Genomic DNA, 23,893 nt, shown 5'->3' on the forward strand with positions numbered 1-23,893 from the left:
CCGGCCCGCCCGGTCACCAGACCGGGCCGACCGGCCCGGGAGACGCCGGTGCGGCGCCTCCGAAGATCGTCGATCGTCAGATCGTCCGGGTCCTCAGCGACCGGCCGGGACCGGGTCGGTGGCCTCGGTCCACAGGTCCTGCTCGGCGCGGTCCGCCTGGACCTGACGGTAGACAAAGAAGCCGCCGAGGGCGACCAGGGCGACCAGGAGAAGCTTCTTCACCGCGGGACCTCGTCCTTCTTGCGTAGCGGACTCAACAGCCGTGCCCCGACCGGATGGCCGGGTCGACGAGTCCATGAATTGTTACGAGCACGAACGGGCGGCCGGGTGCCAGACTGCCCTTGCGGCCGATGATACACACCGGTGTCCCAATCGTGACCAGCCACCGCTGCCTCCAACCGACCGGTCCGGCCGGAGGATTGACGCCGCACCTTCTGTCGTACGGTCGGCCCGGCCCGGGGGAGCCCGGAAGCCGGCCCGGGCGCGGCCAGAACCCGGCCGGATCCCGACCCGGGCCCCGCCGGACACCGCCCTTGACCTGCCCCGTAGCGGTCCAGGACCCAGCCCCGCGCCGGCGGCACCACCACGGCGGTACCGGCCGCGAGGTCCACCCTGGTCCGCGGCGGCGCCCCCTCGCCCTCCTCGTCGCGCAGCATCAGCGTGCTGCGCCGCTCGTCGAGCTCGTGCTGCTTGCCCGCCGCGAACTGCGCGTGCAGCTGCTCGAACCCGGTCGCCGAGGCCTGCCCCTCCCGGCCCGTCCCCCGCCAGGAAATCCGGCGCGACTTCCGCGCCCAGAGCGCCAGCTGGTCGACGAAGGCCGGCGCGACCAGCGCACAGACCAGCCCGGGAATGCTCATCGCCCGGAACAACGCCATATCGCCACCACCTCCACACCCGCCCTACCCGTACAACCCCCGGGCCGGGCACGCGGTTCCGGCAGACGGCCGCGGGAACGCCGAAGGGCCCGGAGCGAGATCGCTCCGGGCCCTTCGCGGTGGTGGGCCTAACAGGACTTGAACCTGTGGCCTCTTCCTTATCAGGGAAGCGCTCTAACCGTCTGAGCTATAGGCCCTTGCCGCACTGAAAGATTAGCGGACCGACGGCCGATCTCCAAAATCCGGTCCGGCAGGGCTCGCGGCAGGGCTCTGCTGGTGGGGGGCGGTGGCGGGGCGGAGCAGCCACTCCTCGCGGGTGGCCGGGAGGTGGGCGGCGCCCTCGGGACCGGTGCGGACGGCGAGGATCTGGTTCACACCGATCCGGTTCTCCTCGAAGGCGAGCGCCGAGGCCGCCATGTAGAGCCGCCAGACCCTGGCCCGCCCGCGGCCGGCCAGGCGGACCGCCTCCGTCCAGCGCGCCTCCAGGTTGGCCACCCACTCGCGCAGGGTCAGCCCGTAGTGCTCGCGCAGTGACTCGACGTCGCGCACCTCGAAGCCGGCCTCCTCCAGCCGGGCCACGGTGGAACCGACGGGGGAGAGCTCACCGTCCGGGAAGACGTAGCGGTCGATGAACGGGCTGGGGCGGTACGGCTCGCCGGGGAGGTCCGGGCGTCGGGCGATCTGGTGGTTGAGCAGCCGGCCGCCGGGCACCACGAGCCGGTAGAGCCCCTCGGCGTAGACGCGGTACTGCGCGGCGCCGACGTGCTCGGCCATGCCGACGCTGGAGATCGCGTCGAACGGGTCGTCCCGGATCTCCCGGTAGTCCTGCAGGCGGATCTCCACCCGGCCTGCCAGGCCGGCCTCCTCGACCCGGTGGCGGGCCAGCGCGACCTGCTCGGCGGAGATGGAGACGCCGACCGCCGTGACGCCGTAGTGCCGGGCCGCGTGCAGCACCAGCGAGCCCCAGCCGCAGCCGACGTCCAGCAGCCGCATCCCGGGCCGCAGGCCGAGCTTGCGGCAGATGAGGTCGAGCTTGGCCTCCTGGGCCGCCTCCAGGCTCTTGGCGGCGGGCGCCCAGTAGGCGCAGGAGTACACCATCGACGAGCCCAGCACGAGGCCGTAGAAGTCGTTGCCGACGTCGTAGTGGTGGCTGATGGCCGCGCGGTCCCGGCTGCGGCTGTGCAGCCGCCCCTGGACCGTCCTGGCCTCCTCCGGCGGCGGGGCGGGCTGCGGGCCCAGCGCACCGGCCCGCAGCAGGACCCCCAGCGCCCGGCGGCCCCTGGGGCCGAGGACGTCGTCCGGGCGCAGCCGCAGCCGCCGGATCTCGGGGCGCTCGGAGAAGTGCGCGACGGCCGTGAGCACCTCGTAGAGGTCGGTACCGGGGGCGACTTCGAGGTCCCCCGCGACATAGGCCCGGGCCAGGCCCAGCTCGCCCGGCTGCCAGAGCAGGCGGCGCAGTGCCCGCCGGTTGCGCAGCACGACGGTGGGTGCCCCCGGCGGCCCGGCCGTGCTGCCGTCCCAGATCTGCACCCGCAGCGGCACCGGGAGCCCCAGGAGCCCCTCCAGGGCCTCGACCAGTTGCCTTGCGAGCTGAGCCATCGCGCGCCTCCGTCCAGCCGTACCTGCACAGCCGTACCAGCCCCGGCCGGTCGGGCCGGGGGCGGCCAGCGGCACTCGGAAACTCGGAACGAGCGCACCCAGCTAATCCCACCGCGGCGGACGCCGATCCGGGCGGCACGCCGCGGGGGCCGGCTGTCACCCGAATGCCGACGGGCCCCGCAGGCTGAAACAGCCTGCGGGGCCCGCTCATTCCGTCCGCGGAGGGAATTCTGACCGAGGGTCAGTCCTCTTCGGCCAGGGTCAGCTCGATGCCGCCGGTGAAACCGGCCGCGGCGTTGTAGATGAACGCCGACAGCGTGGAGAGCGCGGTCAGCAGCACCACGTCGACCAGCGCGATCAGCGAGGTGAAGGTCATCACCTTGCCGAACCCGACGTAGTCCATCAGGTTGATGCCGCTGTTCGGGGCCTCGCCGGCGGTGACCTCCTTGAGGGTCTTCGTCAGCGAGTCGAAGACGCCGAGCGAGTCCAGCGTCATCCACAGCACGGCGGCCGCCACGATGATGATGATCCCGACCGCCACCGACAGCAGGAAGCTGACCTTCATGACCGACCACGGGTCGGCCTTGGTCACCCGCAGCCGGGCCTTGCGGGTACGGCCCAGGCCGGAGCCTGCGGCGGCCGGCGCGGCGGCCGGACGGCGCGGGGCACCGCCCGCGACCGGCGTGCCGCCGGGCGGGGTGTTACCGCTCACCCGGGTGCCCCGGGGCGGCGTCGGCTGCCCCTTGGCGTACGTGGTCGGCTGCGAGAACCCGCCTCCACCCGGCGCCGGGGCGCTCGGTGGCGGAGGCGTGGCCGACTGGCCGCCATACGTCGCCCCGCCGCCCTGGCCCGCCGCACCGACCGGTGGCATCAGCGAGGTGGACGAGGCCGGGTGCTCGGCCGGCGGCTGCGGCACCCCGTAGCCCCCGCCGCCCTGTGCTGCGCCCGGACGGCCGCCGGTGGCTCCTCCCGCAGCACCCGTGGCTCCACTCACTGGTCCTCCCGCACTTCCCACCAGGACGGCGGCACCGCCCTGCGTCGTCACTCGTCATCCAGCGCCCGGCGGGATTGCCCGGAACTGGTCGGCGGCCGATGCCGCCGCGCCTCTTCGTCTGGACGCGGCGGCACCGGCCTGCGGTTCGGATCAGGCCTGGGCGTCGTCGTCGCCGACCGCCGTCACCGTACCCTCGGCCACCTCGGGGGACTCGGCGCCTTCGACCTCGTCCTCCATCGACTCCTCGTCCTCGGCCTCCGCGTTGCGGGCCATGCCCACGACCGCATCGCGCTTTCCGAGGTTGATCAGTTGGACGCCCATGGTGTCACGTCCGGTTTCACGAACCTCGGAAACCCTCGTACGGATCACCCCACCCGACAGGGTGATCGCCATGATCTCGTCGGTGTCGTCGACCACCAGGGCGCCGACCAGCGAACCCCGGCCCTCGACGATCTTCGCCGCCTTGGTGCCGTAGCCACCGCGTCCCTGGACACGGTACTCGTCCACCCCGGTGCGCTTGGCGTAGCCGCCGTCGGTGGCGGTGAAGACGTACGTGCCCGGGCGCACGACGTTCATCGAGAGCAGCTCGTCGTCCTCGCGGAAGGCCATACCCTTGACGCCGGAGGTGGCGCGGCCGGTGGGCCGCAGGGCGTCGTCGGTGGCGGTGAACCGGATCGACTGGGCCTTCCTGGAGACCAGCAGCAGGTCGTCCTCGGCGGAGACCAGCTCGGCGCCGATCAGCTCGTCGTCCCGGCCCTGCTCGTCCTGGCGCAGGTTGATCGCGATCAGGCCGCCGGAGCGCGGGGAGTCGTAGTCCTTCAGCGCGGACTTCTTCACCAGGCCGGCCCGGGTGGCGAGGACGAGGTAGGGCTTGTCCTCGTAGGTGCGCACGGCCATCACCTGGGTGATGTGCTCCTCCGGCTGGAAGGCCAGCAGGTTGGCCACGTGCTGGCCGCGGGCGTCGCGCCCGGCGTCGGGCAGCTCGTAGCCCTTGGCGCGGTAGACCCGGCCCTTGTTGGTGAAGAACAGGATCCAGTTGTGCGTCGTCGTCACGAAGAAGTGGTCGACGATGTCGTCCTGCTTCAGCTGGGCACCGCGCACGCCCTTGCCGCCGCGCTTCTGCGAGCGGTAGAGGTCGGAGCGGGTCCGCTTGACGTAGCCGCCACGGGTGATCGTGACGACGATGTCCTCCTCGGCGATGAGGTCCTCGATGGAGAGGTCACCGTCGGAGGGGATGAGGGTCGAGCGCCGCTCGTCGCCGTACTTCTCGACGATCGCGGTGAGCTCCTCGGAGATGATCTCCCGCTGGCGGACCGGCGAGGCCAGGATCGCGTTGTACTCGTCGATCTTGCGCTGCAGCTCGTCGTGCTCGTCCATGATCCGCTGGCGCTCCAGGGCGGCCAGCCGGCGCAGCTGCATCTCCAGGATCGCGTTGGCCTGGAGCTCGTCGATCGTGAGCAGGTTCATCAGGCCGCTGCGGGCCGCGTCGGCCGACTCGGAGGCCCGGATCAGCGCGATGACCTCGTCGATCATGTCCAGCGCCTTGAGCAGGGCGCGCAGGATGTGCGCGCGCTCCTCGGCCTTGCGCAGCCGGAACCGGGTGCGCCGGACGATGACGTCGACCTGGTGGTTGACCCAGTGCCGGATGAAGGCGTCCAGCGAGAGCGTGCGCGGCACGCCGTCGACCAGGGCCAGCATGTTGGCGCCGAAGTTGGTCTGCAGGTCGGTGTGCTTGTAGAGGTTGTTCAGCACGACCTTGGCGACGGCGTCGCGCTTGAGCACGATCACCAGGCGCTGACCGGTGCGCGAGGAGGACTCGTCGCGGACGTCGGCGATGCCGGCGACCTTGCCGTCCTTGACCAGGTCGGCGATCTTCAGCGCGAGGTTGTCCGGGTTGACCTGGTAGGGCAGCTCGGTGATCACCAGGCACTGGCGGCCCTGGATCTCCTCGACCTCGACCACCGCACGCATGGTGATCGAGCCGCGCCCGGTCCGGTACGCCTCCTCGATCCCGCGGCGGCCGACGATCAGGGCGCCGGTCGGGAAGTCCGGGCCCTTGATCCGCTCGATCAGGGCCTCCAGCAGCTCCTCGTTGGAGGCGTCCGGGTGTTCCAGCGCCCAGAGCGCGCCGGAGGCGACCTCGCGGAGGTTGTGCGGCGGGATGTTGGTGGCCATGCCGACGGCGATGCCGGTGGCACCGTTGATCAGCAGGTTGGGGATGCGCGCGGGCAGGACGGTGGGCTCCTGCGAGCGGCCGTCGTAGTTGGCGGCGAAGTCGACGGTCTCCTCGTCGATGTCGCGCATCATCTCCATGGCCAGCGGCATCATCTTGCACTCGGTGTAGCGCATGGCCGCGGCCGGGTCGTTGCCCGGCGAGCCGAAGTTGCCGTTGCCGTCCACCAGCGGCATCCGCAGCGACCACGGCTGGGCCAGGCGGACCACGGTGTCGTAGATCGAGGTGTCGCCGTGCGGGTGGTAGTTGCCCATGACGTCGCCGACGACGCGGGCGCACTTGTAGTAGCCCTTCTCGGGGCGGTACCCGCCGTCGTACATCGCGTAGAGCACGCGCCGGTGCACCGGCTTGAGGCCGTCGCGGACCTCGGGCAGCGCGCGGCTCACGATCACGCTCATCGCGTAGTCGAGGTAGGAGCGCTGCATCTCGGTCTCGAGCTCGATCGGCTCGACCCGGGACACGAAGGTGTCGATGGCGGTGCTGGCGTCCGGCTGCTCGCCGTCGGGACGGTTGTCGTCGACCACTGGTGGTCAGTTTCCTTTCACGCGTGACTGGACTGTGCTGGCAGGGGCGGGCCCCGTCACACGTCCAGGAAGCGGACGTCCTTGGCGTTGCGCTGGATGAAGGAGCGGCGGGCCTCGACGTCCTCGCCCATCAGGACGGAGAAGAGGTCGTCGGCGCGGGCCGCGTCCTCCAGGGTGACCTGCATGAGCAGACGGTGGGCCTGGTCCATGGTGGTGACGCGCAGCTCCTCGGCGTTCATCTCGCCGAGACCCTTGAACCGCTGGATCGCGTCGTCCTTGGGCAGCCGGCGCCCGGCCGCCACGCCCGCGGCGATGGTGGCGTCGCGCTCGCGGTCGGAGTAGACGTAGTCGAAGTCGTCCTTGCCCCACTTGATCTTGTACAGCGGCGGCATCGCCAGGTACACGTACCCGGACTCCACCAGCGGCCGCATGAAGCGGAACAGCAGGGTGAGCAGCAGGGTGCGGATGTGCTGCCCGTCGACGTCGGCGTCCGCCATCAGGACGATCTTGTGATAGCGGAGCTTGGACTCGTCGTAGTCCTCCTGGATGCCGCAGCCGAAGGCCGAGATCAGCGCCTGGACCTCGGTGTTCTGCAGCACCTTGTCGATCCGGGCCTTCTCGACGTTCAGGATCTTGCCGCGGATCGGCAGGATGGCCTGGATGCGCGGGTCGCGGCCCTGCTTGGCGGAGCCGCCGGCGGAGTCACCCTCGACGATGAAGATCTCGCACTCGGACGGGTCCTTGGACTGGCAGTCGCTCAGCTTGCCCGGCAGCGAGGCGGATTCCAGCAGGCCCTTGCGGCGGGTCAGGTCCCGCGCCTTGCGGGCGGCGACGCGCGCGGTGGCGGCCTGGATGGACTTGCGGATGATGTCCGCGGCCTCGTTGGGGTTGCGGTCGAGCCAGTCGTTCAGCTGCTCGTGGACGACCCGCTGGACGAAGGTCTTCGCCTCGGTGTTGCCCAGCTTGTCCTTGGTCTGGCCCTCGAACTGCGGCTCGCCGAGCTTGACCGAGATGATCGCGGTCAGACCCTCGCGGATGTCCTCGCCGGAGAGGTTGTCGTCCTTCTCGCGGAGCAGCTTCTTGTCGCGCGCGTAGCGGTTCACCAGGCCGGTCAGCGCGGCGCGGAAGCCCTCTTCGTGGGTACCGCCGCCGTGCGTGTGGATGGTGTTGGCGAAGGAGTAGACACCCTCGGTGTAGGAGGAGTTCCACTGCATCGCGACCTCCACCGAGATCGTCTTCTCCTTGTCCTCCGCCTCGAAGTCGATGACCGAGGGGTGGATCACCTCGCCCTTGCGGGAGTTGAGGTGGGCGACGAAGTCGGCGATGCCGCCGTCGTACCGGTAGGTGACGGAGAGCGGGTTTCCCTCCTCGTCGGCGTGCTCCGGGCGCTCGTCGGTCAGCGAGATGGTCAGGCCCTTGTTGAGGAACGCCATCTCCTGGAACCGCCGGGAGAGCGTCTCGAAGGAGTAGACCGTGGTCTCGAAGATGTCCGGGTCCGCCCAGAAGGTGACGCTGGTGCCGGTCCGCTCGGTCGGCTCGTGCTTGGCCAGCGGGGCGGTCGGCTCGCCCAGCTTGTACTCCTGCGTCCAGCGGTGGCCGTCGGTGTGGATCTCCACCGCGAGCCGGGTGGAGAGCGCGTTGACGACCGAGACGCCCACGCCGTGCAGGCCGCCGGAGACGGCGTAGCCGCCGCCGCCGAACTTGCCGCCCGCGTGCAGCACCGTGAGCACGACCTCGACGGCCGGCTTCCCCTGGCTCGCGACCATGCCCACCGGGATGCCGCGGCCGTTGTCGACCACCCGCACCGCGCCGTCGGCCAGGATCGTGACGTCGATGGTGTCCGCGTGCCCGGCCATGGCCTCGTCGACGGAGTTGTCCACGACCTCCTGGACCAGGTGGTGCAGGCCGCGCTCACCGGTCGAGCCGATGTACATGCCGGGGCGCTTGCGGACAGCGTCGAGGCCCTCCAACACCTGGATGGCGTCGGCGTCGTAGGCCTTTCCGGTCGTCGGGTCGATGGGTTCTTGGTTCTGGCTGGGGTTGCCGGAATCGGCCACGAAGCGCCCTCTCTGGCACAGCACGGGCCGCATCCCCTCCCACTGGACGGGAGGGCGTGCGACCACGGCATTTCGACTCGGTTGCTGCTAGCAACAGTGTTTGGCTTTCAGTCTACCGGTACGACTGACAGAGATGGGCGTTTGGCAGCCTCTGAGGGCAGATATGCCGCCCTGAATCCCCTCTGCACATGTCCCGATACTCGCCCCGGGGGCTCAGAGCGCCTGGAAGGGCCGTCAGGGGTTCCGGAGGATCCCGATCCGCTCGGCGCGCGGCCGGCTCCGGTCACCCCCAGGTGTCGCCCGGCCCCTTGCTCCCCGGGGCGCGCAGCCGGCCGTAGCCGCGGACCGGCGCGGCCGGGCCCAGCACCTTGATGGTCTTCACCGTGCCGTGGCCCAGCTCGTGATTCAGGCGGGCCACCAACTGCCTTGCCAGCCAGCGGAGTTGGGTGGCCCAGGCAGTGGAGTCGCACTGCACGGTGAGCACCGCGGCCTCGTCGTCGTAGGACGTGGGTGCGCAGTGCGCGGCGATGTCCGGGCCGACGATCTGCGGCCAGCGGCCCATCACCCCGCCGACCGCGGCGGAGGACTCCCAGCCCCGCTCGGTCAGCAGCCGGTTCAGCGCCGCACCCAGCGGCACCGGGTCGCGCCCGTCCGAGCGCGCGCCGCTGCGCAGACCGTGCCGCTTCGCCTCGCGCTTCTCCCGGACCTGCTCGCCGCGCTGGCGGGCCTGCGCCCGGGCCGCACGCAGCGCCGAGCGGGCCAGGTCGGCGCCGGTCAGCCCGGCGGCGGCCGGATCGGCGCCGGCCGGCTGCGGGAGGTTCTCGGCCGGCTCGCTCACGGCGGTCTCCTATCCCCAGGCTGTGGACAACGGTGAGCCGTCCAGCGTACGGGAGCCGGAGGGCGGCGGGCGGCGGGTGCACAGGCTGTGCACGGGCGGAAATCGTGAGGATGTGACGGGGCCGCGGTTGCGGAGGCCGGGGGAGACCCACGGCGGCCGGGGGCGGATGCCCGGGGCCGACAGCAGGTTGCGGATTTCGGCGGAGGGTCTCAGGAGCGGACTTCGGGGGCGGGCTTCAGGCGTCGACCCGGCGCACCGCGCCGTCGGCCACCGCGTACCGGGCCCCGGCCAGGGCCTTCGGCACGTCCTCCGCGACCGCGGCGGTGACCAGCACCTGCTCGCCGCCGGCCACCAGCTCGGCCAGCCGGTCCCGGCGGGTGGCGTCCAGCTCGGCGAAGACGTCGTCGAGGATCAGCACCGGCTCCCCGCCGTCGGCACGCAGCAGCTCGTACGAGGCCAGCCGCAGGGCCAGCGCGAACGACCAGGACTCGCCGTGGCTGGCGTAGCCCTTGGCGGGCAGCGGGCCGAGTCTGAGCACCAGCTCGTCGCGGTGCGGGCCGACCAGGGTGATCCCGCGCTCGACCTCCTGCTTGCGGACGGCCTGGAGAGCCTGGAGGAGCTGCTCCTCGGCCTGCTCGCGACTGGACGGCAGCTCCCCCTCGAAGGAGCTGCGGTACTCCAGCGCGGTCTCGCCCCCGGCGGGCGCGAGCTGCCCGTACGCGGCCGCCACCAGCGGCTGCAGGACGGCCACCAGCTGGATCCGGAACGCGGTCAACTCGGCTCCGGCGCGCGCCAGATGGCCGTCCCAGACCTCCAGGGTGGAGAGGTCGGCACCCTTGCCGCCACCGGCCCGGCGGGCCATCGCGGCGGTCTTCAGCAGCGCGTTGCGCTGCTTGAGCACCCGTTCGTAGTCCTGCCGGACCCCGGCCAGCCGGGGGGCGCGGGCGGTCAGCAGCTCGTCCAGGAAGCGCCGGCGCTCGCCCGGGTCGCCCTTGACCAGGGAGAGGTCCTCGGGGGCGAACAGCACGGTGCGCAGCAGGCCCAGCACGTCGCGCGGGCGGACGTTGTCCGAGCGGTTGATCCGGGCGCGGTTGGCCTTGCCCGGGGCGATCTCCAGCTCCACCAGGGTGGAACGGCCACGGTCCACCACGGAGGTGCGGATCACCGCCCGCTCGGCGCCCAGCCGGATCAGCGGCGCGTCGGTGGCGACCCGGTGGCTGCCCAGGGTGGCGACGTAGCCGATCGCCTCGACCAGGTTGGTCTTGCCCTGGCCGTTCGGGCCGACGAAGGCCGTCACGCCCGGGTCGAGGGGCACCTCGGCCCGGGCGTACGACCGGAAGTCGGCGAGCGACAGATGCGCGACGTGCATGGCTGTGGACTGCGCTCGCCTTCTGGGGATGTCTCTGCGGGTGCGGGACTACTTCGACTCGACCGCGTGGCCGCCGAACTGGTTGCGCAGCGCGGCGATCATCTTCATCTGCGGCGAGTCCTCCTGGCGGGAGGCGAAGCGGGCGAAGAGCGAGGCGGTGATCGCCGGCAGCGGGACGGCGTGGTCGATCGCGGCCTCGACGGTCCAGCGGCCCTCGCCGGAGTCGGCGGCCCAGCCCTTGAGCTTGGCCAGGTGCTCGTCGTCGTCCAGGGCGCGGACGGCCAGGTCGAGCAGCCAGGAGCGGATGACGGTGCCCTCCTGCCAGCTGCGGAAGACCTCGCGGACGTCGGTGACCTCGGGGGCGGCCTCCAGCAGCTCCCAGCCCTCGGCGAAGGCCTGCATCATCGCGTACTCGATGCCGTTGTGGACCATCTTGGCGAAGTGGCCGGCGCCGACCGCGCCCGCGTGCACCGAGCCAAAGTCGCCCTCGGGCTTGAGCGCGTCGAAGACCGGCTGGACCTTGGCGACGTACTCGGCGTTGCCGCCGTACATCAGCGCGTAGCCGTTCTCCAGGCCCCAGACACCGCCGGAGACGCCGCAGTCGACGAAGCCGATGCCCTTGGCGGCCAGCGCCTCGGCGTGCTTGATGTCGTCCGTCCAGCGGGAGTTGCCGCCGTCGACCACCACGTCGCCGGGGGAGAGCAGCTCGGCGAGCTCGTCCACGGTCGCCTGGGTGGCGGCGCCGGCCGGGACCATGACCCAGACCACGCGCGGGCCCTGGAGCTTGGTGACGAGCTCCTGGAGGCTCTCGACGTCCGAGACGTCCGGGTTGCGGTCGTAGCCGATGACGGTGTGGCCGGCGCGGCGGATCCGCTCGCGCATGTTGCCGCCCATCTTGCCGAGACCGATGAGGCCGAGCTCCATGACCAAGTCCTTACCTGTGGTGACATGCCTGCCGGCGGCGCCGTTGCCGCGCTGTCCTGAGCCTACGCGCTGAAGTGACAGGGCCTCCCCCGGTCGGAGCCCGACCGGGGGAGGCCGTCCACAGGCTGTGCACAGCCTGTGGATGTCAGCGGTGAGGTCAGCCGGAGAGGCGCACCGGCATGATCAGGTACTGGTAGGCCTCGTCCGCCTCGGTGTCGACCGAGGCCTTGCCGCTGAGCAGGGCCGGCTTGGTCGGCGTGGTGAAGCTCAGCTGGGCGTAGGCGGAGTCGATGGCCTTGAGGCCCTCCTCCAGGTAGCCCGGGTTGAAGGCGATCGAGATGGCGTCGCCCTCCAGGGAGGCGTCGATCCGCTCGGTGGCCTGGGCGTCGTCGCCCGAGCCGGCCTCCAGCGTCAGGACGCCCTCCTCGAAGTTCAGCCGGACCGGGGTGTTGCGCTCGGCGACCAGCGAGACGCGCTTGAGCGCCTCCAGGAAGGGCTGCGTCTGGATCGCCGCGATCGCGTTGAACTCGGTCGGGAAGAGGCTGCGGAACTTGGGGAACTCGCCCTCCAGCAGCCGGGTGGTCGTCCGGCGGCCGGCGCCCTCGAACCCGATCAGGCCCTCGCCCGCGCCGCCCGAGGAGAGGGCGATCGAGACGTTGTCGCCGCTGCCCAGGGACTTGGCGATGTCCTGAAGGGTCTTGGCGGGCACCAGGGCGACCGCGGAGATGTCCGGCTGCTCGGGCTTCCAGAGCAGCTCGCGGACGGCGAAGCGGTAGCGGTCGGTGGCGGCCAGGGTGATCCGGTCGCCCTCGATCTCGACCCGGACACCGGTGAGCACCGGCAGGGTGTCGTCGCGGCCGGCGGCCACCGCGGCCTGGCTGACGGCCGAGGCGAAGACGTCGCCGGGGACGGTGCCGGTGGCGGTCGGCATCTGGGGCAGGGCCGGGTACTCGTCCACCGGGAGGGTGGGGAGGGTGAACCGGGAGCTGCCGCAGACCACGCTGACCCGCTGGCCGTCGGTGGAGATCTCCACAGGCCGGTTGGGAAGGTTGCGCGAGATGTCGTTCAGCAGCCGGCCGGAGACCAGGACGGTGCCGGCCTCCTCGATGTCGGCCTCCAGCTCGACCCGGGCCGAAACCTCGTAGTCGAAGCCGGACAGCGCCAGGCTGCCGTCCTGTGCCGTCAGCAGCAGGCCGGCCAGCACCGGCACCGGCGGCCGTGCCGGGAGGCTGCGGGCAGCCCAGGCCACCGCCTCCGCGAGGACGTCACGCTCCACCCGGAACTTCACCGGTAACCGCCTCCTGGATCGAGCGCTCCCGCTCGCACGTCTGGTTCTTCTGATCTTGGTCTTCGGTGCGCCTGTCCGCCGAGCTCTGCCACTCCGCTTCCAGTCGCCGAGGACAGTCTGACGTACTCCACCGACAGACGGGGCAGACGGGCGGAAGCAAGCCGAACAGATGTCGGGGTCCGGTTGTCCACAGATTTCGGGCCCACCCGCTTTTGAACGAGTCGACTGGTCTATAGGTGTAGCAGTAGTAGTAGGGCCTGTGGAAACCGTGGATAACCCCGTTTGCGCAGGTCAAGCCCGGTTTTTTGTCCACAGGAGGTGTGGACGGCGACTGTGGACGGACACGGGCCGCTGTGGACAGCGGAGCGTTACCCACAGGCGACGGTGGGTATCCACAGGTTATCCCCAGCGCTGTCCCCAGATCCGGGCCCGGTTATCCACGGGCGCCGGTCAACATTACGTGACGCCTTTCACACCAGGGCATGAACGCTACCTCACGGTTGTCGAACTGTGGACCCAGCTGTGGACAACCTGGGGATAACCCGGACGGCCCTGGGGACAACCGGTGGATAACCCGGACGGCCCTCTGACGGCCCGCCAATTGTCCACACCCTGTGGATAACCGTTGTGCACAAGTCCACAGGCACCTGACCTGCGCCGAAGAGCGTAGCGGCGGCCGGCCTGTGGAGGAATTCTGGATAACTCGGGACTCCCCGGCCTGTGGACGGTGGAGAGGGGGCTCCGGCTGTGGACAACGGCCTTGCGCGCCCGGCGGGTTCGAATCCCCGGTCAGATGTTCGGGTGCGGCCCGTGGGCCGGCGGAGCGTCCGTCGCCGGTATCCCTGCCCAGCGGATCGGCGGCACACACCTGTGGATATGCCGAAAGGGCGTCAGGATGGCTCCTGACGCCCTTCAACGGCCATGGACGGCCTAGCTCTTGATGCGGTTGGTCAGCTCGGTCACCTGGTTGTAGATCGAGCGGCGCTCGGCCATCAGGGACCGGATCTTGCGGTCGGCGTGCATCACCGTGGTGTGGTCGCGGCCGCCGAACTGGGCGCCGATCTTCGGCAGCGAGAGGTCGGTCAGCTCACGGCAGAGGTACATGGCGATCTGGCGGGCCGTCACCAGCACCCGGCTGCGCGAGGAGCCGCAGAGGTCGTCCACACCCAGCCCGAAGTACGCGGCGGTCTGCTGCATGATGACCTGCGCGGTGATCTCCGGGCCGGCGTCCTCGTCCCCGCCCGGGATCAGGTCCTTGAGGACGATGCCGGCCAACTCCAGGTCCACCGGCGCCCGGTTGAGGTTGGCGAAGGCGGTGACCCGGATCAGGGCGCCCTCCAACTCCCGGATGTTGCGGGTGATCCGGGAGGCGATGAACTCCAACACGTCCGCCGGGGCGTTCAGTTGCTCCTGGATCGCCTTCTTGCGCAGGATCGCGATCCGGGTCTCCAGCTCGGGCGGGGTGACGTCGGTGATCAGCCCCCACTCGAAGCGGTTGCGGAGCCGGTCCTCCAGCGTGATCAGCTGCTTGGGCGGCCGGTCCGAGGAGAGGACGATCTGCTTGTTGGCGTTGTGCAGGGTGTTGAAGGTGTGGAAGAACTCCTCCTGCGTGGACTCCTTGCTCGCCAGGAACTGCACGTCGTCCACGAGCAGGATGTCCATGTCCCGGTAGCGCTTGCGGAACGCGTCCGCCTTGCCGTCCCGGATCGAGTTGATGAACTCGTTGGTGAACTCCTCCGAGGACACGTAGCGCACCCTGGTCCCCGGGAAGAGACTGCGCGAGTAGTGCCCGATGGCGTGCAGCAGGTGGGTCTTGCCCAGCCCGGACTCGCCGTAGATGAAGAGCGGGTTGTACGCCTTGGCCGGGGCTTCGGCGACCGCCACCGCCGCCGCGTGCGCGAAGCGGTTGCTGGCGCCGATGACGAAGGTGTCGAACAGGTACTTGGGGTTCAGCCGGGCGGCGGGCTCGTCCTTGCGGGAGCCGCCGGCCGGGGGAGCGCCGGGCGGGGCGGGGACGCCGGGCACGGCCGGGCGGTCGGTGGCGCGCTCGGGGCCCTTGTCCGAGGGACGGCCGGGGGCCGGTCGGGCCGCGGGGGAGCGGCGGCCGGCGGCGGTCCGGGGGTGCTCGCCGGGACCGGGGCCGTAGGCGCCGCCGAACAGGTCGCCCTGGGTGGTCGCGGACGGTCCGGGGAGCGGCCGGGGAGCCGGGCGCGAGGTCGGCGGCTCCGGCTCGGGGTAGCCGGAGGACTGCTCGGGGTAGCCCTGGTGGTTCTCCCAGGGCGGCTGCTGGGCCGGCCCGCCGTACGGCGAGGGCTGGCCGCCGCCGTACGGCGGGGCCTGGTGCTCCTCGTAGCCGCCCGTCCCGTACTGGTCGCGCTCGTACTCGGACTCGTAGGGCCGCTCGTACTGCTGGTGGCCCGGGTGGGGCTGGCGCGGACCGTGGGCCTGGTGGCCGTACTCGCCGCCGCCCTCGGAGCGCTCCCAGGGTTCGGCGGCCTGCGGCTCGGTGCTCTGCGGTTCGGCCGGGCCCGGCGCGGGGGCGGTGGGCACCGCGTTCGCGTCGACCATCACGGCGATCCGGACCGGGCGGCTGAGCTCGCGGCTGAGGGCCTCGGTCAGCTGCGGCAGCAGCCGGCCCTCCAGCACCTGCTTGGCCCGCTCGTTGGGGGTCGCCAGCAGGGCGGTGTCGTGCATCATCCACATCGGCTGGGTGCGCTGCACCCACTGCTTGTCCATCTCCCCGACATCCGGGTCGCTGACCAGCCGCTCGACGACTCTCGCCCAGACCGGGACGAGGTCGCTGTTGACATCAGCCACTGGTGCACGCTTTCTCGGTTCCCCGCGGCTCCAGCAGGGGTGGTGGATCAAGAGACTGTGGATCTTCGGTCCGTTGACGAAGAACAAACCAGACAAGTCCTGCAACGGTAGTCAGCGAACAGAGCCGGATCAAGTCGTTGTCCACAGGCTGTGGGCGACGGGGTCGGTGGGTGGGACGCCGAGCGGGCCCCCGGGTGGTTCCGGGCCGGCCGACTCGAACGGCTGGTTTGACCCTCGTGCCCCGTCCCGCGTACCGTAACCAGGTCGAGTTGTCGATGGCCGCTGCCGCATGTCCGCGGGTCCACCCGCTCCATAAGGCGCGCAGCACGGGCGCCGTGGATTGCCTCCAACCCCAGCCGAACTGGGGCGATGGGCCGGATTTCCGTACAGGGGAGATCACGCGGACGCACGGTGACGGCCAAGCGACACCCCGTCATCCTACGATTCACCTCAGGAGCCCCCGAGTGAGCAAGCGCACCTTCCAGCCGAACAACCGTCGCCGCGCGAAGACCCACGGCTTCCGGCTGCGTATGCGTACCCGCGCCGGCCGCGCCATCCTGGCCGCCCGCCGTGGCAAGGGCCGCAGCGCCATCTCCGCCTGATCCGCGCCAAGAGTCTGTTGTGCTGCCCTCCGAAAACCGGCTGCGGCGGCGCCAGGACTTCGCGACCGCAGTGAAACGCGGTCGCCGGGCCGGCCGGCCCCTACTGGTCGTCCATCTCAGCAGAGACGGTGACCCGAAGGGACCGGCCGACCGGACCAGCGACTCCCGCCCGCACGTCGCCGAGGGGACTCCTTCGGCGCGTGCGGGTTTCGTCGTGAGCAAGGCCGTCGGCCCGGCCGTCGTCCGTAACCTGGTCAAGCGCCGGCTTCGCCATCTCGTCCGTGATCGTCTGTCCAGGCTGCCCGCCGGTAGCCTGATAGTGGTGCGTGCGCTGCCCCAGGCCGCGTCCGCCTCGTACCAGGACCTCGAACGCGACCTGGACGCGGCGCTCAAGCGGCTGCTGAAGGTGGAGCCCGCCGCGACGGCGCCGACGGGAGCAGGGCGATGAAGTACCTGCTGATGGGTCTGATCAGGGTCTACCAGTGGACCATCAGCCCACTGCTCGGTCCGGTCTGCCGTTACTACCCCTCCTGCTCGCACTACGGCTTCGAGGCCGTGAAAGTACACGGGGCGGTCAAGGGCGGTGGCCTGACCGTGTGGCGCATCCTGCGCTGCAATCCGTGGACGCCGGGCGGGGTCGATCATGTCCCGCCGCGTAAGCACCCGGTGTGGCACCGACGACTGCGCGACCTGCTGAACAGCCGGTCCGCCGCCGAGCAGCCGGTGACCACGCCCCCCGCCGGTCCGGACCCCGAGGGCCCGGCGACCATTGGTCCCTTGGGGCCGATCCCAATGTCCAAGGAGCCTGACCGGTGACCTTCTCCTTCCTGAATCCCCTGTACACAGCGGTGTCCTGGATCATCGTCCAGTTCCACTCGCTGTACAGCCACGTCTTCGACCCGAACGGTGGCTGGGCCTGGGGTCTGGCCATCGCCTCCATGGTGGTCGTGATCCGGATCTGCCTGATCCCGCTCTTCGTGAAGCAGATCAAGGCGACCCGGGCCATGCAGGCGATCCAGCCGAAGATGAAGGCCATCCAGGAGCGCTACAAGAACGACAAGCAGCGCCAGTCCGAAGAGATGATGAAGCTGTACAAGGAGGCGGGTACCAACCCGTTCTCCAGCTGCCTTCCGATCATCGTGCAGGCGCCGTTCTTCACCGCCCTCTACGGCGTGCTGGCCAAGGTCGCCAAGAGCCAGCCGATCGGCGTCATCGACGGTGACCTGCTGACCAGCGCCGGCCAGGCGCACATCTTCGGTGCCCCGCTCTCGGCGACCTTCGTCGGCAGCAGCGAGACCAGCGTCAAGATCGTCGTCGCCGTCATGATCATCATGATGTCGCTGTCGCAGTTCATCACGCAGCGCCAGCTGATGACCAAGAACGTGGACCTCACGGTCAAGACGCCGTTCATGCAGCAGCAGAAGATGCTGATGTACGTCTTCCCGATCATGTTCGCCGTGATGGGCATCAACTTCCCCGTCGGTGTGCTGGTCTACTGGCTGACCACCAACGTCTGGTCGATGGGCCAGCAGCTGATCGTCATCCGCAACAACCCGACTCCGGGCAGCAAGGCCTGGGACGAGCGCCAGGACCGCCTGAAGAAGCAGGGCCGGCTCAACCCGGACGGCTCGGTCATCAAGGGCGCGCTCTGGGGCCTCCTGCCTCCGAAGAAGACGGCCGCGACCTCCGCCGAGGCCGTGGTCGAGGACGCGGTGCAGGTGCGCCGCCAGCAGCCGCGCAAGCAGACCAAGGCACAGCGCCAGCACGGCGGTGGCGCCCAGACCGCCAGCCTGACCAAGGACGACACGGCCCCGGCCGAGGAGCCCGCCAAGGCCGAGCAGGCCGTCCCGGCCGAGTCCGGCAGCGCCAAGCCGGCCGCGAGCCGGCCCGGTGGTGCCAAGTCGGGCCCGGCCCGGCAGACGGGCGGCCGGCAGCAGCCGAAGCGCGGCGGGCAGGGCGGCCAGCGGCCGAAGAAGAAGTCCTGACCCGACCGGCCGGCCCCGCCCAGCGGCCCCCGAACCTCGTTCCCGGCCCACCACCCGGGCCCATCCCTGAAGGAGTCCATCAGTGACGGAAGGCACCACCTCCGCCGTCGAGGTCGAGGACGCTGCCAGCGCCGACGAGAGCCTCATCTCCCGTCTGGAGCAGGAGGGCGACATCGCGGCGGACTACCTGGAGGGTCTGCTCGACATTGCCGACCTCGACGGTGACATCGACATGGACGTGGAGGGCGACCGAGCCCTGGTGTCCATCGTCAGCGACGGCAACGACCGCGCGCTGCACCGCCTGGTCGGCCAGGACGGCGAGGTGCTGGAGGCCCTGCAGGAGCTGACCCGGTTGGCTGTCCACCGGGAGACCGGCGAGCGCAGCCGCCTCATGCTGGACATTGCCGGCTTCCGGGCCCGCAAGCGGTCCGAGCTGGCCGCGCTCGGCGCCAAGGCCGCCGACCAGGCGAAGAGCACGGGGGAGCAGGTCAAGCTGCGGCCGATGACGCCGTTCGAGCGCAAGGTCGTCCACGACGCGGTGGCCGCGGCCGGGCTGCGCAGCGAGTCGGAGGGCGAGGAGCCCCAGCGGTGCGTGGTCGTGCTGCCGGCCTGAGCCCGGGGAAGTCGATGACCGGCCGCTCCGGCGACCGGTGACCGTCAGAGGACTCGACCCCGTCCGCCACGTGCGGGCGGGGTCGTTGTCCCTTCGCAGGGCGTTGCTGCCCGGCGAGAGATGTTTCACGTGAAACGGTGCGAGAACGGGTCGGTGGATCCGGGGAGCAGAGAGGTCGAGATGGACACGGAGAGCGCGGCTGCCGGTGGGCCGGTGGCGGGTGCCGGTGGTTCCGAGGCCGAGGGTCCGGCGGGTCCGGTCACCGAGGGCGCGGCCGACCCGGCCGCCGAGGGGCTGGCCGAGGCCCCGGCCGTGGCCCGGGAGGTCTTCGGCGACCGCTTCGACGCCGCGGTCCGGTACACCGAGCTGCTGGCCACCGCGGGTGTCCAGCGCGGGCTGATCGGCCCCCGCGAGGTGCCGCGGCTCTGGGACCGCCATGTGCTGAACTGCGCAGTGCTGGCCGAGCTGCTGCCGCCCGGGTCCACCCTGTGCGACGTCGGCTCCGGTGCCGGCCTGCCCGGCATCCCGGTCGCGCTGGCCCGCCCGGACGTCTCGGTGACGCTGCTGGAGCCGCTGCTGCGCCGGACCACCTTCCTGGAGGAGGTGGTCCGGGAGCTCGGGCTGGAGAACGTCACCGTGCTCCGTGGCCGGGCCGAGGAGATGGTCGGCAAGCTCGCGGTGGACGTGGTGACGGCCCGGGCGGTCGCCCCGCTCGACCGGCTGGCCGGCTGGGGCCTGCCGCTGCTCCGCCCGCACGGACAGATGCTGGCGCTCAAGGGCGACAGCGCCGAGCAGGAGCTGGCGGAGTCGCGGGCCGGGCTGGCCAAGCTGGGCGCCGTCGAGTGGACGGTGATCTCGGTCGGCGAGGGCACCCTGGAGACGTCGACCCGGGTGATCCAGGTCAAGGCGGGGGAGAGCCCCGGCGGGGTGAAGGCGGCCACCCGGCGGGCCAAGGCGGCCCGGGCCGGACGCGCCGCCGGTGCGGTGCGCGGCGGCGAGCGCGGCCGGACCGGGCGGCGCCGCAGCCGCTGAGGTTCGGGTCCGGGCGATGGCCCGGGCGGTGCACGACGCTCGACACGGGCGGGTGGTCCTCGGACCGCCCGCCCGTTCGCATGGGGTGGAGCCGTGGCGCGGCGGTGTCGGGTGGGTGGACGGAGGGGTGACGCGAACCCATCGGAGTGTCGCACCGTCAGATTTCCGACATAGCGGGCATGGTGTTTCACGTGAAACGTCGCTCTCTCCTCTCCGACGGTATCGATCTTCGGCTCCGCCGCGGGCTCGGCCTCTTCCGGGCGGCGACTGTTGCCGCTCCGGTTCCACGTGAAACACTGACCCCCATGCAGGACTCGGAGACCATCGACCAGATCGATGACACGCCCATCGCGCGTGCTGCCCAGGCTGCGGTCCAGGCGATCGGCCGCGCGGGCGAAGGCCTGCCCCGGCCCGCCGACACCCGGGTGATCGTGGTGGCCAACCAGAAGGGCGGGGTGGGCAAGACCACCAGCACCGTCAACATGGCCGCCTCGCTCGCCATGCACGGACTGCGCGTCCTGGTGGTCGACCTCGACCCGCAGGGCAACGCCTCCACCGCGCTCGGCATCGACCACCACGCCGAGGTGCCGTCGATCTACGACGTCCTGGTGGAGGGCAAGCCGCTGGCCGACGTGGTGCAGCCGGTGGTGGACGTCGAGGGCCTGTTCTGCGTCCCCGCCACCATTGACCTGGCCGGAGCGGAGATCGAGCTGGTCTCGCTGGTCGCCCGGGAGAGCAGGCTCCAGCGCGCCATCGCCGCGTACGAGCAGCCGCTGGACTACATCCTGATCGACTGCCCGCCCTCGCTCGGCCTGCTGACCGTCAACGCCCTGGTCGCCGGCCAGGAGGTGCTGATCCCGATCCAGTGCGAGTACTACGCACTGGAGGGCCTCGGCCAGCTGCTGCGCAACGTCGAGCTGGTCCGGGCGCACCTCAACCCGACGCTCCACGTCTCCACCATCCTGCTCACCATGTACGACGCCCGGACCAGGCTGGCCGCCCAGGTCGCCGAAGAGGTCCGGACGCACTTCCAGCAGGAGGTGCTGAGCACCGCGATCCCGCGCTCGGTCCGGATCTCCGAGGCACCCAGCTACGGTCAGACGGTGCTCACCTACGACCCGGGCTCGACCGGCGCGCTCTCCTACCTGGAGGCCGCCCGGGAGCTGGCGATGCGGGCGGTGCCCGCAGGCGGCAACGGCTCGTTGGTGGGGCAGCAGCGGGACGGCAGCGGGACGGGGCAGGGCGCCCCGACGGCACAGCACGGTACGACGGAGGGCAATCGGTGAGTGGTCGCAGGGGTCTGGGACGAGGGCTCGGGGCGCTGATCCCGGCTGCCACACCGGCAGCCGGCGCGGCAGCGGCGGAGCCCGCGGCGGCCACGGCCGCACCGGCCCCGGTGGTCTCCACCGGGACGGTGTCGCCGGTCGCGGTGCCGGTGCTGCCGACCGGCCGCGGCACGGTGGCGGCGAAGGCCGCCGCGGAGAGCCTGCGGGAGCAGGCCGACCGGGAGCGGGCGACGGCGGAGCCCGCCGGACCGGAGCTCGCCCAGGTGGCCGGCGCGCGCTTCGCCGAGCTGCCGCTGGACTCGATCACGCCCAACCCGCGCCAGCCGCGCGAGGTCTTCGACGAGGACAAGCTGGCCGAGCTGGTCGCCTCGATCAAGGAGGTGGGCCTCCTCCAGCCGGTCGTGGTGCGTCAGGTCGCGCCCGAGCGCTTCGAGCTCATCATGGGCGAGCGCCGCTGGCGGGCCTCCCGGGAGGCCGGTCTTGAGCAGATCCCGGCGATCGTCCGGGCCACGGAGGACGACAAGCTGCTGCTGGACGCCCTGCTGGAGAACCTGCACCGGGCGGAGCTGAACGCGCTGGAGGAGGCCGCGGCCTATGACCAGCTGCTGCGGGACTTCTCCTGCACCCACGACGAGCTGGCGGACCGGATCGGCCGCTCGCGTCCGCACGTGTCCAACACCCTGCGGCTGCTGAAGCTCTCGCCCTCCGTGCAGCGCCGGGTGGCCGCCGGCACGCTGACCGCCGGGCACGCCAAGGCGCTGGTCGGTGTGCCGGACGCGGAGCGGCAGGAGGAGCTGGCGAAGCGGATCATCGCGGAGGGCCTCTCGGTGCGGACCACCGAGGAGATCGTCAAGCTGATGGACCCGGAGCAGAAGCCGAAGCGCCCGGCCGGGCCCCAGGCCGGCAAGCTGCTCTCCCCGGCCTTCAACGACCTGGCGAGCCGGCTCTCGGACCGCTTCGACACCCGGGTCAAGGTCGAGGTCTCGCAGCGCGGCGGCAAGCTGGGCAAGGGCAAGGTCGTGCTGGAGTTCGGCTCGGTGGAGGACCTCAACCGGATCCTGGACAGCCTGGCCCCGGGCGAGGACGGGCTCCGGCTGTCTCAGGGCTGAGCGGGCTTAGGGCGTGACCCGATGGGTGCATGTTCCACGTGAGCGGTGTTTCACGTGAAACATGCACCCATCGCCGTTCGGGGGGAATGCTCGACTGTGGAGTGGACGAGGAGGTGCGGGGTATGGGACGCCGGATCGCTCCGCTGACACTGGACAACCTCGCGGATCTGCCGACCACCTGCCGCTCCTGCGTCTTCTGGGAGCTGGACCCGGTGAGCGGCCGCGCGGCGGTGGAGTCCGGGAAGCCGGAGCTGGAGAAGGAGGGGTGGATCTCCGCGGTGCTCCTGGAGTGGGGCTCCTGCGGCCGGATCGTCTACGTGGACGACAACCCCGCCGGCTTCGTGCTCTACGCCCCGCCCGCGTACGTCCCGCGGTCGCAGTCCTTCCCGACCAGCCCGGTCTCGCCGGATGCGGTTCAGCTGATGATCAGCCGGGTGCTGCCGGGCTACCAGCGGCAGGGGCTCGGCCGGGTGCTGGTGCAGACGGTGGCCAAGGACCTGCTGGGGCGCGGGGTGAAGGCCATCGAGGCGTTCGGCGCGGTCGGGCGGCAGCCGCCGAGCTGCGTCCTGCCGGCCGACCACCTGCTCGCGGTCGGCTTCAAGACCGTCCGCCCGCACCAGCGCTACCCGCGGCTGCGGTTGGAGGCCAGGACTACGCTCTCCTGGCGCGGGGACGTGGAGGTGGCGCTGGAGCGGCTGCTGGGCGGGGCGCGCAAGGAGCCGGCGCTGCGGCCGTTCTAGGGGGGCGGGACGGAGCTGCGGAGGGTGGCGGGGCGCCGACGGAGAGGCCGGCGGGGCGGAGACGACGAGGGCGGGGCGGAGACGACGAGGGCGGGGCTCCCGGTGGGGAGCCCCGCCCTCGTGGCGTCGCGGTGGGCCGGACCTAGATGAACTCGGCCAGCTCGCGCAGCAGCGCGGCCTTCGGACGGGCGCCGGTGATCGACTTCACCGGCTCGCCGCCCTTGTAGACGATCAGGGTCGGGATGGAGATCACGTTGTACGCCGCAGCGGTCTGCTGGTTGGCGTCGACGTCGAGCTTGGCGATGGTCAGCTTGTCAGCGTGCTCGGCCGCGATCTCGTCCAGGATCGGGGCGACCTGGCGGCACGGGCCGCACCAGGTGGCCCAGAAGTCGACCAGAACGGGCTTCTCGCTGTCCAGGACATCGGCCTTGAACGTCGCGTCGGTGACGGTGGTGGTGGCGCCGGCCACGGGGACTCCTCGGGGTCAAACGGAGAGGGCTGCTGCCAGGAAAGAACAACGGGCGGGCCCGTTCTGTTTCTTGCCTGGCCGGAACGGGGGTGTTCCACGTGGAACACCCCCGCGGGGTCGATCGGGTCGTGCGGTGGCTCAGACCGCGACGGTGGCGGCCTGGGCCTCCAGGTCGGCCAGCGAGGCCAGGTAGCGCTCGGCGTCCAGCGCCGAGGAGCAACCGGTGCCGGCGGCGGTGATGGCCTGGCGGTAGGTGTGGTCCACGACGTCGCCGGCGCCGAAGACGCCCGGGACGTTGGTCCGGGTCGAGGGGGCCTCGACCTTCAGGTAACCCTCGGCGTCCAGCTCCAGCTGGCCCTTGAACAGCTCGGTGCGCGGGTCGTGGCCGATGGCGATGAACAGGCCGGTGACGGCCAGCTCGCGGGTCTCGCCGGTGGTGGTGTCGCGCAGGGTGACGCCGGTCAGCTTCGGGTCGCCGTGGATCGCCTCCACCGCGCTGTCCCACTCGAAGCGGATCTTCTCGTCGGCGAAGGCGCGCT

22 protein-coding genes and 1 tRNA gene are annotated in these 23,893 nt (G+C 71.3%); 9 read left to right on the forward strand and 14 right to left on the reverse strand.

The features are described from left to right. Window positions 1-93: 93 nt before the first annotated feature. From ACZ5WK_RS22035 to dnaA, 12 genes are all read right to left on the reverse strand, one after another. Window positions 94-222 carry a DLW-39 family protein gene (locus tag ACZ5WK_RS22035; protein WP_014137031.1) on the reverse strand — a complete coding sequence of 43 codons (129 nt, stop codon included), beginning with the start codon at window positions 220-222 and terminating at the stop codon, window positions 94-96. Further along, window positions 219-875 (reverse strand): DUF6191 domain-containing protein, encoded by a 657-nt coding sequence (locus tag ACZ5WK_RS22040; protein WP_465549175.1) that lies wholly within the window; start codon window positions 873-875, stop codon window positions 219-221. The genes ACZ5WK_RS22035 and ACZ5WK_RS22040 overlap by 4 nt, the downstream gene beginning before the upstream one ends. Window positions 876-995: 120 nt before the next feature. Next, window positions 996-1,072: transfer RNA gene (locus ACZ5WK_RS22045), tRNA-Ile, on the reverse strand. A 16-nt stretch (window positions 1,073-1,088) separates the two neighbouring features. Further along, on the reverse strand, window positions 1,089-2,474 hold the full coding sequence (locus tag ACZ5WK_RS22050; protein ID WP_465549177.1) for a class I SAM-dependent methyltransferase: 1,386 nt from the start codon (window positions 2,472-2,474) through the stop codon (window positions 1,089-1,091). Between the two features lie 241 nt (window positions 2,475-2,715). Further along, a complete protein-coding gene (locus ACZ5WK_RS22055; RefSeq protein WP_396322980.1) occupies window positions 2,716-3,468 on the reverse strand; it encodes a DUF3566 domain-containing protein in 753 nt (250 codons plus the stop codon). Window positions 3,469-3,618: 150 nt separating this feature from the next. Beyond that, window positions 3,619-6,174 carry a DNA gyrase subunit A gene (gyrA, locus tag ACZ5WK_RS22060; RefSeq protein WP_465549211.1) on the reverse strand — a complete coding sequence of 852 codons (2,556 nt, stop codon included), beginning with the start codon at window positions 6,172-6,174 and terminating at the stop codon, window positions 3,619-3,621. Between the two features lie 107 nt (window positions 6,175-6,281). Then, complete coding sequence (gyrB, locus tag ACZ5WK_RS22065) at window positions 6,282-8,306, reverse strand: DNA topoisomerase (ATP-hydrolyzing) subunit B (RefSeq protein ID WP_465549180.1); 2,025 nt, start codon at window positions 8,304-8,306, stop codon at window positions 6,282-6,284. A 259-nt stretch (window positions 8,307-8,565) separates the two neighbouring features. Further along, the gene (locus tag ACZ5WK_RS22070; RefSeq protein ID WP_396323003.1) at window positions 8,566-9,060 is read right to left on the reverse strand and encodes a DciA family protein; all 495 of its coding nucleotides are present in this window, start codon (window positions 9,058-9,060) and stop codon (window positions 8,566-8,568) included. A 295-nt stretch (window positions 9,061-9,355) separates the two neighbouring features. Beyond that, on the reverse strand, window positions 9,356-10,489 hold the full coding sequence (recF, locus tag ACZ5WK_RS22075; RefSeq protein WP_465549182.1) for a DNA replication/repair protein RecF: 1,134 nt from the start codon (window positions 10,487-10,489) through the stop codon (window positions 9,356-9,358). Window positions 10,490-10,537: 48 nt separating this feature from the next. After that, the gene (gnd, locus tag ACZ5WK_RS22080) at window positions 10,538-11,413 is read right to left on the reverse strand and encodes a phosphogluconate dehydrogenase (NAD(+)-dependent, decarboxylating) (protein ID WP_396322983.1); all 876 of its coding nucleotides are present in this window, start codon (window positions 11,411-11,413) and stop codon (window positions 10,538-10,540) included. A gap of 157 nt (window positions 11,414-11,570) precedes the next feature. Continuing rightward, window positions 11,571-12,701, reverse strand: a complete 1,131-nt coding sequence (dnaN, locus tag ACZ5WK_RS22085; RefSeq protein ID WP_396322984.1) for a DNA polymerase III subunit beta — start codon at window positions 12,699-12,701, stop codon at window positions 11,571-11,573. Window positions 12,702-13,631: 930 nt separating this feature from the next. After that, window positions 13,632-15,518: a chromosomal replication initiator protein DnaA gene (gene dnaA / locus ACZ5WK_RS22090; protein ID WP_465549185.1), complete on the reverse strand. Its 1,887-nt coding sequence runs from the start codon at window positions 15,516-15,518 to the stop codon at window positions 13,632-13,634. A 464-nt stretch (window positions 15,519-15,982) separates the two neighbouring features. On the opposite strand from dnaA, the gene rpmH reads away from it, so the two are divergent. The 9 genes from rpmH (at window position 15,983) to ACZ5WK_RS22135 (ending at window position 22,885) form a co-directional block, all read left to right on the forward strand. Next, a complete protein-coding gene (gene rpmH / locus ACZ5WK_RS22095; protein ID WP_148643823.1) occupies window positions 15,983-16,120 on the forward strand; it encodes a 50S ribosomal protein L34 in 138 nt (45 codons plus the stop codon). Window positions 16,121-16,139: 19 nt separating this feature from the next. Then, window positions 16,140-16,568 carry a ribonuclease P protein component gene (gene rnpA / locus ACZ5WK_RS22100; RefSeq protein WP_396322986.1) on the forward strand — a complete coding sequence of 143 codons (429 nt, stop codon included), beginning with the start codon at window positions 16,140-16,142 and terminating at the stop codon, window positions 16,566-16,568. Further along, window positions 16,565-16,936, forward strand: a complete 372-nt coding sequence (yidD, locus tag ACZ5WK_RS22105; protein ID WP_396322987.1) for a membrane protein insertion efficiency factor YidD — start codon at window positions 16,565-16,567, stop codon at window positions 16,934-16,936. Before rnpA ends, yidD begins: the two co-directional genes overlap by 4 nt. After that, window positions 16,933-18,105: a membrane protein insertase YidC gene (yidC, locus tag ACZ5WK_RS22110; protein WP_465549188.1), complete on the forward strand. Its 1,173-nt coding sequence runs from the start codon at window positions 16,933-16,935 to the stop codon at window positions 18,103-18,105. Before yidD ends, yidC begins: the two co-directional genes overlap by 4 nt. A gap of 82 nt (window positions 18,106-18,187) precedes the next feature. Then, window positions 18,188-18,718 carry a Jag family protein gene (locus ACZ5WK_RS22115; RefSeq protein WP_396322989.1) on the forward strand — a complete coding sequence of 177 codons (531 nt, stop codon included), beginning with the start codon at window positions 18,188-18,190 and terminating at the stop codon, window positions 18,716-18,718. A gap of 180 nt (window positions 18,719-18,898) precedes the next feature. Further along, window positions 18,899-19,750 carry a 16S rRNA (guanine(527)-N(7))-methyltransferase RsmG gene (gene rsmG / locus ACZ5WK_RS22120; protein ID WP_465549190.1) on the forward strand — a complete coding sequence of 284 codons (852 nt, stop codon included), beginning with the start codon at window positions 18,899-18,901 and terminating at the stop codon, window positions 19,748-19,750. A 332-nt stretch (window positions 19,751-20,082) separates the two neighbouring features. Continuing rightward, complete coding sequence (locus ACZ5WK_RS22125) at window positions 20,083-21,036, forward strand: ParA family protein (RefSeq protein WP_465549213.1); 954 nt, start codon at window positions 20,083-20,085, stop codon at window positions 21,034-21,036. After that, window positions 21,033-22,145: a ParB/RepB/Spo0J family partition protein gene (locus ACZ5WK_RS22130; RefSeq protein WP_465549192.1), complete on the forward strand. Its 1,113-nt coding sequence runs from the start codon at window positions 21,033-21,035 to the stop codon at window positions 22,143-22,145. The genes ACZ5WK_RS22125 and ACZ5WK_RS22130 overlap by 4 nt, the downstream gene beginning before the upstream one ends. Before the next feature lie 122 nt (window positions 22,146-22,267). Beyond that, window positions 22,268-22,885 carry a GNAT family N-acetyltransferase gene (locus tag ACZ5WK_RS22135; RefSeq protein ID WP_465549194.1) on the forward strand — a complete coding sequence of 206 codons (618 nt, stop codon included), beginning with the start codon at window positions 22,268-22,270 and terminating at the stop codon, window positions 22,883-22,885. Between the two features lie 142 nt (window positions 22,886-23,027). On the opposite strand, the gene trxA is transcribed toward ACZ5WK_RS22135, so the two are convergent. Then, window positions 23,028-23,354: a thioredoxin gene (gene trxA / locus ACZ5WK_RS22140; protein ID WP_396322993.1), complete on the reverse strand. Its 327-nt coding sequence runs from the start codon at window positions 23,352-23,354 to the stop codon at window positions 23,028-23,030. 138 nt (window positions 23,355-23,492) lie between these two features. Further along, window positions 23,493-23,893: NAD(P)/FAD-dependent oxidoreductase (locus tag ACZ5WK_RS22145; RefSeq protein WP_465549197.1), on the reverse strand; the 401-nt coding region annotated here is incomplete at its 5' end.

This window comes from Kitasatospora sp. NPDC032757 (assembly GCF_055579305.1).